This window comes from Cupriavidus sp. 22TCCZM01-5 (assembly GCF_057798915.1).
Window position 1 is genome coordinate 80,160 of record NZ_JBYOJR010000027.1, and the last position, 14,230, is coordinate 94,389.

General features: G+C 66.7%; 7 protein-coding genes. 3 read left to right on the top strand and 4 right to left on the bottom strand.

What is annotated here, in order from left to right:
- Positions 1-178: 178 nt before the first annotated feature.
- From uvrA to AC3FNH_RS22840, 3 genes are all read right to left on the bottom strand, one after another.
- Entirely contained in the window at positions 179-6,052 is a 5,874-nt protein-coding gene (uvrA, locus tag AC3FNH_RS22830; RefSeq protein WP_488721661.1) for an excinuclease ABC subunit UvrA, read from the bottom strand.
- 323 nt (positions 6,053-6,375) lie between these two features.
- Positions 6,376-6,972 carry a GTP cyclohydrolase II gene (gene ribA, locus AC3FNH_RS22835; RefSeq protein WP_276101596.1) on the bottom strand — a complete coding sequence of 199 codons (597 nt, stop codon included), beginning with the start codon at positions 6,970-6,972 and terminating at the stop codon, positions 6,376-6,378.
- Between the two features lie 158 nt (positions 6,973-7,130).
- Entirely contained in the window at positions 7,131-7,601 is a 471-nt protein-coding gene (locus AC3FNH_RS22840) for an Lrp/AsnC family transcriptional regulator (protein ID WP_276101597.1), read from the bottom strand.
- Positions 7,602-7,671: 70 nt separating this feature from the next.
- Here AC3FNH_RS22840 and AC3FNH_RS22845 point away from each other — a divergent pair, with 70 nt between their 5' ends.
- A complete protein-coding gene (locus AC3FNH_RS22845) occupies positions 7,672-8,085 on the top strand; it encodes an AsnC family transcriptional regulator (protein ID WP_488721662.1) in 414 nt (137 codons plus the stop codon).
- A 9-nt stretch (positions 8,086-8,094) separates the two neighbouring features.
- Here the strand turns inward: AC3FNH_RS22845 and AC3FNH_RS22850 are convergent, their stop codons facing one another.
- Positions 8,095-9,015 carry a LysR family transcriptional regulator gene (locus AC3FNH_RS22850; protein ID WP_276101599.1) on the bottom strand — a complete coding sequence of 307 codons (921 nt, stop codon included), beginning with the start codon at positions 9,013-9,015 and terminating at the stop codon, positions 8,095-8,097.
- 135 nt (positions 9,016-9,150) lie between these two features.
- Between AC3FNH_RS22850 and metE the strand changes: the two genes are divergently transcribed.
- Positions 9,151-11,520, top strand: coding sequence for a 5-methyltetrahydropteroyltriglutamate--homocysteine S-methyltransferase (gene metE, locus AC3FNH_RS22855; protein WP_488721663.1), 2,370 nt, complete (start codon positions 9,151-9,153; stop codon positions 11,518-11,520).
- Positions 11,521-11,678: 158 nt separating this feature from the next.
- Positions 11,679-13,775: a TonB-dependent receptor family protein gene (locus AC3FNH_RS22860; RefSeq protein WP_488721664.1), complete on the top strand. Its 2,097-nt coding sequence runs from the start codon at positions 11,679-11,681 to the stop codon at positions 13,773-13,775.
- The last annotated feature ends 455 nt before the right edge of the window (positions 13,776-14,230 follow it).

A 14,230-nucleotide genomic window follows, 5' to 3' on the forward strand; every position in this document is an offset into this window, starting at 1 on the left:
AAAAGTGCACGCCTGTCGCCTCTATCTAGCGAAAGGCATGCCCGCGACGGAGGGAACATGTGGCGCACGTGGTGCACCCGAGCCGGAAGCAGAGCCAGGCCCACGACTGTTGCGGGCAGGGCCTGCCGCACGGCCCTGCCGGCCTGTTCGGTTGCCGGCATTCAGCGGCTGCCGGCATTCAGCCGACGCTGGCGCGTACCGGTTCCTCGGTGCGGCCCAGCACGGGCACCAGCGCCGCGCCGGTGTGGCTGGCGGGCATGCGCGACAGCGATTCCGGATCGGTCGCGCCGACAATGGTGCCGCCACCCGCCCCCCCTTCCGGGCCAAGGTCGATGATCCAGTCGGCCTCGGCAATCACGTCAAGGTCATGCTCGATCACCACCACGCTGTGGCCGCCATCGGTCAGCCGGTGCAGCACACGGATCAGGCGGGCTACGTCGGCCATGTGCAGGCCAACGGTCGGCTCGTCCAGCACGTACAGCGTGTGCGGCGCCTTCTGCCCGCGCCGCGTGATGTCATCGCGCACCTTGCTCAGCTCCGTGACCAGCTTGATGCGCTGTGCTTCGCCGCCCGACAGCGTGGGCGAGGGCTGGCCGAGCGTCAGGTAGCCCAGGCCCACGTCCTTCATGAGCTGCAGCGGATGGGCAATGTTCGACATCGCGGAGAAAAACTCCACCGCTTCGTCGATCTCCATCGTCAGCACCTCGCCGATGTTCTTGCCGCGCCAGGTCACGGCCAGGGTCTCGGGGTTGAAGCGCTGGCCGTGGCAGACATCGCACGGCACTTTCACGTCCGGCAGGAAGCTCATGCCGATGGTGCGCACGCCCTGCCCCTCGCAGGCCGGGCAGCGGCCGTCGCCGGTATTGAACGAGAAGCGCGATGCGGTGTAGCCGCGCGCACGCGCTTCGAGCGTGTCGGCGAACAGGCGGCGAATGGTGTCCCACACGCCGATATACGTCGCCGGGCACGAGCGCGGTGTCTTGCCGATGGGCGTCTGGTCGACTTCCAGCACGCGATCGATCGATTCCCAACCCGTGATCGATTCGCAGCCGTACCAGTCGTGTTCGACCTTCAGCATCTTCTTTTCCGCGCGGGCTCCCCTGGCGCTGGCCTCCTGCTGCGCGGCATTGCGCGCGCGGCGCGTAGCCGGCGACGACAGCACCGAGCGGCCCACCGCATCGAGCAGGTTGGTCATCAGCACATCGCGCGCGAGCGTCGACTTGCCCGAACCGCTGACGCCCGTGATGGCGACCAGGCGCGACAGCGGAATGCGCGCCGTGACATCGCGCAGGTTGTGCAGCGCCGCCCCGTGGACGGTGAGCCATTCGGGCGGATCGGCCGGCTTGCCGGCGGCACCGGGACTGACCGTGCGCCGCGCCTGCAGCGGATGGACGATGGGCCGTGCCAGGAACTGTCCTGTGGTGGAATCCGCCGCGGCGGCGAGATCCGCTACGCCGCCCTGCGCCACGAGCGTGCCGCCGCGCTTGCCTGCGCCCGGGCCGATATCGATGATGTGGTCGGCGCGGCGAATGGTGTCTTCGTCGTGCTCCACCACCACCAGCGTATTGCCCTTGTCGCCGAGCTTGCGCAACGCATCGAGCAGGATCTGGTTGTCGCGCGGATGCAGGCCGATGGTGGGTTCATCCAGCACATAGCACACGCCCTGCAGGTTGCTGCCCAGCTGCGCGGCCAGGCGGATGCGTTGCGCCTCGCCGCCCGACAGGCTCGGCGCGGCACGGTCCAGGCTCAGGTAGCCGAGGCCGACTTCCTCCAGGAACTGCAGGCGGCTGCCGATCTCGCTGATCACGTCGCGCGCGATGTCGGCGTCGCGGCCCGTGAGGCGCAGGCCGTCGACCCAGCGACGCGTGTCCGAGACCGTCCACTGCGCCACATCGACAATCGCGTTGTCGTCGAACGTCACGGCGCGCGCGACCGGGTTCAGGCGCGTGCCGTGGCAGTCCGGACACGGGGTATCGCCCACGCCTTCCGGCTCCTGCTCCTCGGACGGCAGGCTCTGTTCGCGGCCGCGGTCGTCGCCGGCCAGCACGGTGTCGTCGAACACCGCGCGCTGCTCGCGCGTCAGCGTCAGGCCCGTGCCCACGCAAGTGGTGCACCAGCCATGCTTGCTGTTGTACGAGAACATGCGCGGATCCAGCTCGGGATAGCTGGTCCCGCAGACCGGGCAGGCGCGCCTGGTGGAAAACACCTTGACCTCGCCCACGTGCGCGGTGCCGACGCCGTTGTGCATGGCGTCGTGCAGGCCGTCGAGCGGGGCCAGCAGGTGCATCACGCCCTTGCCGGCTTCGAGCGCTTGCGCCAGCAGTGCGCGCAATTGGCCTTCGTTATCGGGCGAGATCACCAGGTCGCCCACCGGCAGCTCGATGGTGTGCTCGCGGAAGCGGTCAAGCCGCGGCCACGGATCGACCGGCAGGAACTCGCCATCCACGCGCAGGTGCGTGTTGCCGCGCGCCTTGGCCCATTTGGCGAGATCGGTATAGACGCCCTTGCGGTTAACCACCAGCGGCGCGAGCAAGCCGACATGCTCGCCGCGATGGTCGCGCAGGAGTTGCGCGGCAATCGAGTCGGGGCTTTGCGAAGTCACCGGCGCGCCGTCATGCACGCAGTGCTGGATGCCGAGCTTCACATACAGCAGGCGCAGGAAGTGCCAGACTTCCGACGTGGTCGCGACCGTGCTCTTGCGGCCGCCGCGCGACAGGCGCTGCTCGATCGCGACGGTCGGCGGAATGCCGTAGACCGCATCGACTTCCGGCCGGCCCGCGGGCTGCACGATCGAACGCGCATAGGCATTGAGCGACTCCAGGTAGCGGCGCTGCCCCTCGTGGAACAGGATGTCGAACGCGAGCGTCGACTTGCCCGAACCGGATACGCCGGTCACGACGTTGAACTTGCCGTGCGGGATGTCAACGTTGAGCGACTTCAGGTTGTGTTCGTGCGCGTTGACGATGCGCACCACGTCCTCGCCCTCGATCGCGCGGCGCGCGCGCCGGGCCTGAAGTGCGGCCTGCAGCGGCACGCCATCGCTCTCGGCGCGTTCCGCGGCCAGCGTGCCCGCTTCACCGAGCGCGGCGTCATAGTGGATCAGCGCCTGGCCGGTATGCGATTCGGCGCAGCGCTTCACGTCCTCGGGCGTGCCGGTGCAGACCACGCGGCCGCCGGCATCGCCGCCTTCCGGGCCGAGGTCGATCAGCCAGTCGGCGGCACGCACCACGTCCAGGTTGTGCTCGATCACCACCAGCGAATGGCCGCCGTCCAGCAGCTTGCCGAACGCGTGCATGAGCTTGGCGATGTCGTCGAAGTGCAGGCCCGTGGTGGGCTCGTCGAACATGAACAGGCGCTTGGGCGAGGTGTCGGGCCGGATCACCCGGCCCTTGGGCTGCGCCGCCTGCGCGGCTTCGGCCAGGAAGCCCGCCAGCTTGAGGCGCTGCGCCTCGCCGCCGGACAGCGTGGGCACGGGCTGGCCGAGCTTCACGTACTCCAGGCCGACGTCGACGATGGGCTGCAGCACGCGCAGTACGGCGGCATCGCCAGCGAAGTAGGACGCCGCCTCGGACACGGTCAGTTCGAGCACGTCGGCCACGCTCAGCGCGCGCGGCGGCTGTCCGGGCAAGGCGCGCTCGATCTTCACCTCCAGCACTTCGGGACGGTAGCGGCTGCCGTCGCAGTCCGGGCAGCGCAGGTAGACGTCGCTGAGGAACTGCATCTCGACATGCTCGAAGCCCGAGCCGCCGCAGGTCGGGCAGCGCCCGTCGCCGGAGTTGAAGCTGAAGGTGCCCGCCGTATAGCTGCGCTGCACGGCCATGGGCGCCTTGGCGAAGATCTTGCGGATCTCGTCGAACGCCCCCACGTAGCTGGCCGGGTTGGAACGCGCGGTCTTGCCGATCGGCGACTGGTCGACGAACACCACATCATCGACGAGATCCGCGCCGCGCAGCGCGCGGTGCGTGCCGGGCGCTTCGGTGGCCTTGCCGAAATGGCGTGCCATGGCCGGGTACAGCACATCCTGCAGCAGCGTGGACTTGCCAGAGCCGGATACGCCCGTCACGCACACCAGGCGCTGCAGCGGGATTTCCACCGTCACGTCCTGCAGGTTGTGCTCGGTCGCGCCTTCCAGCACGATGCGCGGCACGGTGGCATCCACCGGCCGGCGCTGCCAGTGCGAGGCATCGGCCACGCGCCGGCGGCCGCCCAGGTAGTCGCCGGTCAGCGTGCCTGCGCCGCGGATGTCCTTGGGCGTGCCGTCGAAGACGATGGTACCGCCGCGCTCGCCCGGCCCGGGGCCCATGTCGATCAGGCGGTCGGCGGCCAGCATCACGGACGGATCGTGTTCGACCACCACCAGCGTGTTGCCGGCATCGCGCAGGCGGTGCATGGCCTCGACAATGCGGTTAAGGTCGCGCGGGTGCAGGCCGATGCTCGGCTCGTCGAGCACGAACAGCGTGTTGACCAGCGACGTGCCGAGCGCCGTGGTGAGGTTGATGCGCTGCACCTCGCCGCCCGACAGCGTGCGGCTCTGGCGGTCCAGCGTCAGGTAGCCGAGGCCCACGTCGCACAGGTACTTGAGCCGCGTGCGGACTTCCGCGAGCAGCAGCTTGAGCGCATCGTCGAGCATGCTGCTGGGCAGCGTCAGGTCATCGAAGAAGCGGCGGATGCGTGCGATCGGCATCAGCATCAGGTCATGCACGGTCAGGCCGGGCAAGGCTTCAAGCTGGGTACGGTCCCAGTCCACGCCGCGCGGCAGGAAGCGCTGCTGCGGCGCAAGTGCGGCGTCGGCATTGTCCTTCGAACCCAGGCGCCACAACAGCGACTCGGTCTTCAGGCGGGCGCCGCCGCAGGTTTCGCACGGCGTGTAGCTGCGGTACTTGGACAGCAGCACGCGGATATGCATCTTGTACGCCTTGGACTCCAGGTAGCTGAAGAAGCGCATCACGCCGTACCACTGCTTGTTCCACTGCCCGTTCCAGTCGGGCGAGCCGTGCACGACCCAGTGGCGCTGGGCCTCGGTCAGCTCCGGCCACGGCGTATCGCGCGGAATGTCGGCCTTGACCGCATAGCGCATCAGGTCGTCCTGGCATTCCTTCCACGCCGGCGTCTGCATTGGCTTGATGGCGCCCTGGCGCAGGGTCTTGCGCACGTCCGGAATGACCAGCCCGAGATCCACGCCGATCACGCGGCCAAACCCGCGGCAGGTCTCGCAGGCGCCATAGGCGGAGTTGAACGAGAACAGCGCCGGCTGCGGATCGGCATAGCGCAGGTCGCTGTCGGGGCTGTGCAGGCCCGTGGAAAAGCGCCAGACCGGGCCATCGGCTTCATCGGCCAGGACATAGACGTTGACGCGGCCGCCGCCGCGCCGCAATGAGGCTTCGATCGCCTCCACCGCGCGGGCCTTCTCGACCGATCCGATGCGAAAGCGATCCGCTACGACGTCCAGCACCTTGCGCGTCCCGGTCGACGACTCGACCACGCGTTGCGCCTGCACGCGGGTATAGCCGCTGACCGACAGCCATTGCTGGACTTCCTCTTCAGTGGTCGATTCGGGCAGCTCGACCGGGAACGTCACCACCAGCCGCGCATCGTGATGGGGTTGGCCTGCAGCCGTGCGCGCGAGCAATTCCGCGTAAATCGTTTCAGGCGAGTCGTGCCGCACGAGCTTCGCGGTCTGCCGGTCGAAAAGTTCCGCCGCGCGCGCATAGAGCAGCTTCAGGTGGTCGTTCAACTCGGTCATGGTGCCGACCGTCGAGCGCGAGCTGCGCACCGGGTTGGTCTGGTCGATCGCAATGGCCGGCGGTACGCCATCCACGCGCTCCACCTGCGGCCGATCCATCCGGTCGAGGAACTGGCGCGCATAGGCGCTGAACGTTTCCACGTAGCGCCGCTGGCCCTCGGCATAGAGCGTGTCGAACACCAGACTGGACTTGCCCGAACCGGACGGCCCCGTCACCACCGTCATCTCGCCGGGGCGGAGATCGAGGTCGACATTCTTGAGGTTGTGCTGGCGGGCGCCCCGAATACGGATCAGCTGCTTGCTCGACACGTTTTTCTCTTTTGAATCAGAAGGTTATGCCACCCTCTCAGGATCATGGCGGCGCAAGAAAGCACCTTAGCACAGGCGCGATGATCCTTCGTCTGGCCCGGGTTCCCGAGGCCGGGCACCCGGCCGCACGCGGCGGCGAGAACTGTATATCCGTACAGTCTATCAGCCTGGACACAGATTCGTTGAAATGGAAAAACAAAAGTCTGGTGCGGAATGAACCCTGCCGTTCATCTCTGGGCATCGAAAGACAACGCCCCCGGGCGATGCCCAGGGGCGTATCCAATTCAGGGTCACGACGACCAGCATGCGCCGGTCGCTTTGGCCTAATCCAGCAAATGCCCCATCCGCGACCGCTTGGTCGCCAGGTATTTTTCGTTCTCGGCATTGGACGGCACGATATGCCGCAATTGCTCCTTCACGACGATGCCGGCTTTCTCGAGCGCCGCGGCCTTGAGCGGGTTGTTGCTCATCAGGCGCACCGACTTCACCCCCCACTGGTGCAGCAGGTCGGCGGCAAACGCGTAATTGCGCGCGTCGATGGCCTGGCCGAGTGCCAGGTTGGCGTCGACCGTATCGAGGCCGGTGTCCTGCAGCGCGTAGGCGCGGATCTTTTCAGCCAGGCCGATGCCGCGGCCTTCGTGGCCACGCAGGTACAGCAGGATGCCGCGTCCCTCGGCGGCGATCTTCTCCATCGCCAGTTCCAGCTGCGGGCCGCAGTCGCACCGGCAGGAACCGAACACATCACCGGTCAGGCACTCCGAATGCATGCGGATCAGCACATCTTCGCCCGTGATGTCTCCCACGCTGAGGGCCAGGTGCTCGGTGCCCGAATCCACGCCCTTGAAGGCGTGTGCCGTAAATTCGCCGAATCGGGTCGGCAGGCGCGCCGAATCAATCAGCGTAATCTCTGTGTCGTTCATACCGGTATTCAAGGAAATCAGGGGGCCGGCCGGGCCGGCGCCGCTCGACATTATGAGCGGAATTGTATCTTGACGCTTGCCGACGGCGCCGGCAGGCGCTTTGAACGGTTTGTTCAGAAGCGCGCAACAGCCTCGTCCAGGTGCCCTGAAGAGCAGGCCTATGGCGCGACCGAAGGCTCTCTTTTCAAGGTTCGGAGCACGAAGGTCGAACGGCTATGGCGCAGGCCCGGCAGCTTGTACAGCTTGTGCCGCAGGAACTCCTCGTAGCCTTCCGTGCCCGCCACAGCCACCTTGATCAGATAGTCATACTCGCCGGTCAGCAGATGGGCCTCCAGGACTTCGGGCAACTTGGCCAGCGCCTGGCCGAAGCGGTCGAGCATGTCGTCGTCGTGGCGTTCCAGGGTGACCTCGATCAGCACCGTATCCGGCAGCCCCAGCGCCTTCTGGTTCAGCAGCGCGGCATAACCCTCGATCACGCCGCTTTCTTCCAGCGCGCGCACGCGGTTCCAGCAGGGCGTGGCGGACAGGCCCACCTGCTCCGCGAGCCTGGCATTGGACAACCTGCCATCGCGCCGCAGCTCGCGCAGAATGCGGCGATCGACGTCATCGAGCTTGGGAACGATTGCCATGGGATATCTCCGCCTGAAGGAATAGTCTTTTGACAATTCTATTCCATGAAGATGATTCTTCCTTCATTTAATGAATTTGGCAGGCAATTCAGAAGCCAATTTTCCGGGTCTGCTGGTAAATTTACCTGACCGACACACTTGCTTCCCACGCCACATGCCTGCCACCTTCCATCCCACCTTGCGACTTGATTTCCGCCTCGCCGACGACGATCTCCTTGGCGCCATGGAATGGGTGCTGGCCAATGCGCGCCGCACCGGCCTGGCCCTGCAGCAGATGCGCTTTGATGCCTCGGCACGGCATCTGGTGAACGCCACACTGACCGCCGCCGATGCCGATCTGCTGCATCTGTTCGTCCGGCGCCTGAGCAATGGCATGGATGTGGAGATCCTGATGGCCGATGTCGGGGACGACGATCTCGTCGATTCCGGCGATGGCCTCCCTGCCCCGGCTGCCTTCGAAGCGGCCCTGGCGCTTCACGCCTGACCTGCCGGCTCAGTCGGGCGGCAGCAGCTCGATGCCGTCCAGTTGGGCGGCGCAGATATCGCGGACGATCGACACGAAGTCCGCCACATAAGGCCGCTGCGATATGGCCGCCGGAACCGTGGCGTACAACTCGCTCCACAGCCCCTTGGCGCCGATGCGCTTGGCCAGTACGTAGTCGTGATCGACGTAGTTCTTCACACCCCAGTTCGGCAGTGCCGCCACGCCGCGGCGGCTGGCCACCAGTTGCAGTACGGCCACGGTCAGCTCGGCAGTGCGCCGCTGCAGGCGGATTCCCGCAGGTTCCAGCACCTCGCGGATAAGGTCGATGCGCGCCTCGGGCACCGGGTAGGTGATCAGCGTCTCCCCGTCGAGATCCGCGGCTTCGATGCGCCGCTTGTTGCGTAGCCGGTGCTCGTTGGCTAGTACGGCCAGGATCTCGAAGCGGAACAGCGGCGCGACGTCCAGCCCGCGCCGCGTGGCCGGCATCGAGCCGATCACCATGTCGGCCCGGCCTTCGCCAAGCAAGGCGATCGGATCCGCGTGAAAGCCCGCCACCAGGTCGACCTCCACTTCCGGCCAGCGCCGGCGGAACTCGTCCATCACCGGCATCAGCCAGTCAAAGCAGGTGTGGCACTCCAGCACCACGCGCAACTCGCCGCGCGTGTCGCCCTTGAGCCGTTCGATATCGCGGTCGGCCGCGCTCACGGCGGCCAGTACCTCGCGCGCCAGCGCCAGCAGGCGTTCGCCGGCCGGCGTAAAGCGCAGCCCCTGGCGCGTGCGATCGAACAATGGCAGCCCATAGTGCGCCTCGACTGCCTTGATCTGGTGGGACAGCGCCGACTGGCTCACGTGCACGCGTTCGGCAGCCGTGGCCAGCTTGCCCGATTCGGCGATGGCCACCAGCGAGCGGAAATGCCTGACCTCGATCACGCCACGCCCCTTGCAGCGGCGCGTTGAATCCGCTTGATATGAAATCTATTCATACTTTGTTTAAAACATGTCGCTTGATTCATTTTACGGCGAAACCGACACTGTGCGCCAGACAAGACCTTTGGGAGCATCGTCATGGCACGCACACACATCCTCGGCTTTCCGCGCATCGGCGCGCGCCGTGAACTGAAATTCGCGCAGGAGTCCTTCTGGCGCGGCGAAAGCACGGAAGCCGACCTGCGCAGCGTGGCGTCCACCCTGCGCAGCCGCCACTGGCAACTTCAGGCGGACAGCGGCCTGGACACGGTCGCCACCGGTGATTTCGCATACTACGACCAGGTGCTGGGCCTCACGACGCTGCTCGGCGCGCTGCCGCGCCGTTTCGGCTTCGACCCGGCCAGCCTGACGCTGGCCCAGCATTTCGAACTGGCGCGCGGCAACCGCGAGCAGCCGGCCATGGAAATGACCAAGTGGTTCGATACGAACTACCACTACCTGGTACCGGAGCTGGACTCGGGCACCCGCTTCGACGGCGGCCCCGACTGGTTCTTCGAGGAGATCGAGGAAGCGCTGGCACTTGGCCTGAAGGCGCGCCCGGTGCTGATCGGACCGGTCTCCTACCTGTGGCTGTCCAAGACGCACGAAGCCGGATTCGACAAGCTGTCGCTGTTGCCGCAACTGGTTCAGGCCTACCAGCGCATCCTCGCGCGCCTGCAGGCCCGTGGCATCGAATGGGTGCAGATCGACGAGCCGGCGCTGAGCCTGGACCTCGACGAGGGCTGGTTGAACGCCTACGACCGGGCCTACGCTGCACTGGCAGGATCCGGCGTGAAGCTGCTGCTTGCCACCTATTTCGACAGCGCAGCCGACCATGCCGCCCGTGCCGCCGCGCTGCCGGTGCAGGGCTTCCATATCGACCTGGTGCGTGCGCCCGCCCAGCTCGACGCCTGGCGCCGGGCGCTGCCGGCCGAGGCCGTACTTTCCCTCGGCATCATCGACGGCCGCAATATCTGGCGTACCGACCTGCGCCGCGTGCTTGACACGCTGCGGCCGCTGCACGCCGAACTGGGCGAGCGTCTGTGGCTGGCGCCCTCGTGCTCGCTGTTGCACGTGCCCGTATCGCTCCAGCACGAGCTGCGCCTGGATGCCGAACTCAAGTCCTGGCTCGCGTTTGCCACGGAAAAGCTGGGCGAGCTGCGCGTGCTGGCCACGGCGCTTAACCAGGGAGAAGACACGGTCGCCGCGCAGCTCGCTGCATCGGATGCCGTGCAGGCGTCGCGCCGCCAGTCGCGCCGCGTGGTCAACCCGCGTGTGCAGCAGCGCCTGGCCGCGGTCACGCCTGACATGGCCGAGCGCGCCAGCCCGTTCGACGCGCGCATCGAACGCCAGCGCCAGGCCCTGCAATTGCCGCTGCTGCCCACGACCACCATCGGCTCGTTCCCGCAGACCGCCGCCATCCGCCAGACGCGCGCCGCCTACAAGCGTGGCGACATCGGCGCGCTCGAGTACCTGCAGCGCATCCGCGGCGACATCGAGCTGGCCGTGCGCAAGCAGGAAGCGCTGGGCCTGGACGTGCTGGTCCACGGCGAAGCCGAGCGCAACGATATGGTCGAGTATTTTGGCGAGCAGCTGTGCGGCTACGCCTTCACGGAAAACGGCTGGGTGCAGAGCTACGGCTCGCGTTGCGTCAAGCCGCCCGTGATCTATGGCGACGTGTACCGCCCCGAGCCGATGACTGTGGATACCGCGCGCTACGCCCAGTCGCTGACCGAGCGCCCGATGAAGGGCATGCTGACCGGCCCGGTCACCATGCTGCAATGGTCCTTCGTGCGCGACGACCAGCCGCGCGCCGATACCGCGCGCCAGCTGGCACTGGCCATCCGCGACGAGGTCTGCGACCTGGAGCAGGCCGGCATCCGCGTGATCCAGATCGACGAGCCCGCGCTGCGCGAAGGCCTGCCGCTGCGCCGCGCCGACTGGGACGCCTACCTGGCGTGGGCGGTCACCGCGTTCCGGCTGTCGGCCGCGGGCGTAGCCGACCAGACCCAGATCCACACCCATATGTGCTATGCCGAGTTCAACGACATCCTGCCGTCGATCGCGGCCATGGACGCGGACGTGATCACGATCGAGACGTCGCGCTCGGCCATGGAGCTGCTGGAAGGCTTTGGCGACTTCGACTACCCGAACGAGATCGGACCGGGCGTCTATGACATCCACTCGCCGCGCGTGCCGTCGGTGGACGCCATGGAGAAACTGCTCGACCGCGCCTGCGAGGTGGTGCCGCCGCAGCGCCTGTGGGTCAATCCCGACTGCGGGTTGAAGACCCGCGGCTGGGAGGAGACCGAGGCCGCGCTGGCCAATATGGTGTCGGCGGCACGCAAGCTGCGCGGCCGCCTGGCCGGCCAGGACGTGCGCGCGTGGCAGCGCGTATCGCGCCAGCAAGCCATGCCGGCGGCACACCGTCACGGCGCGGACTGCGCCTGCAACGCGCGCGCTGCCTGAGCCCGCGGCGCCCGCGCCTGTGACCCGGGCGCCGCGTGTGCGGCGCTCTGTCACATTGCCGCAATGGCCCGCGCTCCGTATCCTTGCCGGCTGTCGAATTAGATCCAGAGCACCGCGCCTGTTTCAGATGGGCGCCGATGTGCCGGCCAAGGGAAATCATGAAACGAGCCACACACTGGCGGCGCGCTGCGGCGCTGCCAGCCGCCGCATTGACCGGCGCTGCCATCGCGCAGACCGTTCCTGCCACGGGCACGGAGCCGGTCACGCTCCCCACGGTGACGGCCACCGCCAAAGCCGAGGGCTCGCTGACCGCGCCTGGCGTGGCAAAGCAGCGCGAATCGCTGTACCAGTCGGCCGGCTCGGTCGGCTTTGTCGATGCCGACACCTACGCCAACACCTACGCCAGCAACCTGCGCGATGTGCTCAAGGACGCGCCCGGCGTCTATGTGCAGGAGCGCTATGGCCAGGAACTGCGGCTGTCGATCCGCGGTTCCGGCATCGCGCGCGGCTTCCACACGCGCGGCCTGGAGATCCTCCAGGACGGCGTGCCGACCAACTTCGCCGACGGCAGCGGCGACTTCTACCAGATCGACCCGATCGGCCTGAACGCGGCCGAGGTCTACAAGGGCGGCAATGGCCTGGCGTACGGAAGCTCCACGCTCGGCGGCGCCATCAACTTCACCACGCCCACGGCCTTCACTGCCGATTCGCCCAACCAGATGCGCGTCGACGGTGGCAGCTTCGGCACCATCCGCGCGGCTGGGCAGGTGTCGCGCCAGATCGGCAATTTCGATTTCCTGGCCAACCTGAGCGTCGATCACTCCGAAGGCTACCGGGACCACGAACGCGGCCAGTATGAGCAGCTCAACGCCAACTTCGGCTACCGCTTCAGCCCGACGGTTGAAACCCGCTTCTATGTGGGCGCCTATGTCGTCGACCAGCTGCTGCCCGGCACCCTGTCGCTGCAAGATGCGCTGAACAACCCGACCAAGGCCTCGGCCAGCGCGCTGGCCGGTGACCAGGCGCGCAACACGCGCACCGAACGGCTGGCCAACGTCACCACGGTCAAGCTCGACGGGGGCCAGCTGGATTTCTCCACCTGGGTCATCCACAAGAGCCTGTACCACCCGATCTTCCAGGTGATCGACCAGGACTACTGGACCTATGGCTTCGCGCCGCGCTATGCCGGAACGCAGACTGTCGGCGGCATGCGCAACGAGGTCATAGCCGGGGCAAGGTTCTTTGGCGGCAACAATGACGCGCGCCAGTACGTCAACATCTCGGGCAACCGCGGCGCGCAGACCCTCAACGCCAGGCAGGATGCCTACAACTACGAGGCCTACCTGGAAGACCGCCTCTACGTGGTGCCCACCGTCGCGCTGATGGCAGGTGCCAAGGCCTACTATAACGAACGCCGTTACAAGGATTTTGGCGGCCTGCCCGCCAACCCGGTGCCCAAGGCCGACGACACCAGCTACAGCGGCGTGAACCCCAAGTTCGGCGTGCTGTGGGAGCCTGTGAAAGATGTCCAGGCCTTTGCCGACATTACGCGCAGCGCGGACGTACCTGATTTCAGCGACCTGAACCAGACCATCGGCACCACCCGGCAGTTCGTGCCGCTTTCGGCCCAGCATGGCTGGACCCTGGAGATGGGCACCCGCGGGCGCCGCGAGCGGCTGGCGTGGGACCTCACGCTGTACCGCTCGCTGGTGCGCGACCAGCTCCTGCAATACACGACCAACCCGAACGTGCCGGCCGCCACCTTCAACGCCAATCGCACCACGCTGCAGGGCGTGGAGCTGGGGCTGAGCGCCGACCTGCTGCAGAACGTGGCCACCACCGCCGACAAGGTCACACTGTCGCAACTGTGGAACTACAGCGATTTCCGCTTCGACAACGATCCGCAGTACGGCAACAACCGTATTGCCGGTGTGCCCGAGCACGTGCTGCGCACCACGCTGGCCTACAGCCAGGCGTCGGGGCTGCGCATTGCGGGCACCATCGACTGGGTCCCGACCGGCGCCTTCGTCGATTACGCCAATACCCTGAAGGTGCCCTCCTACGTGCTGTTCGGTGTGCAGGCGAGCTACGACTTCAAGCATGGCCTGACGGTGTTCCTGGATGCGCGCAATCTTGGCAACAAGCGCTATGTGAGTGACTTCAGCACGGTCACCGATGCGCGAACCGCTAATACGGCGGTGTTCTATCCGGGCGCCGGGCGGGCGGTTTATGCGGGGGTGAGATACAAGTTCTGAACGGATTGCGCTGGAGGGGTTTTGTGGTGGGGATTGGCATGTCGTGCTTGGCGGGCGCCGCTGTTTCGCCGGCGTAGCCGGCGACCTACTTCTTGTCCGAGCGACAAGAAGTAGGCAAGAAGCGCGTCGCCTGGCGGCTGGCCATCAACGATGCGCTCCTTGTTTTCAAGCGGCTTTGGTCTCGCGATACGTGGTTGCCCGTTCGAGCCTGCTACGCATAGTGAGTCAGAACCAGTGCCTGCGATAACCTGCTTGTGTACGATCCCCATGTAGGGCTCGGGTACAGCGTTCCAAAAGCGTCAGTGGTGGGACGCCTTCGGCTGCGCTGCGCGCGCGTCCTAGTCGGTGTGCGCGGGGCATCATCGTCGCCAGTGCCAACGGTTCGGTTTCTTCGCTTCGCTGCGGCGCGGTTTGCCTGCGGCCTGGGTGCCCAGACTAGGGCTCTGCGCGTAGCG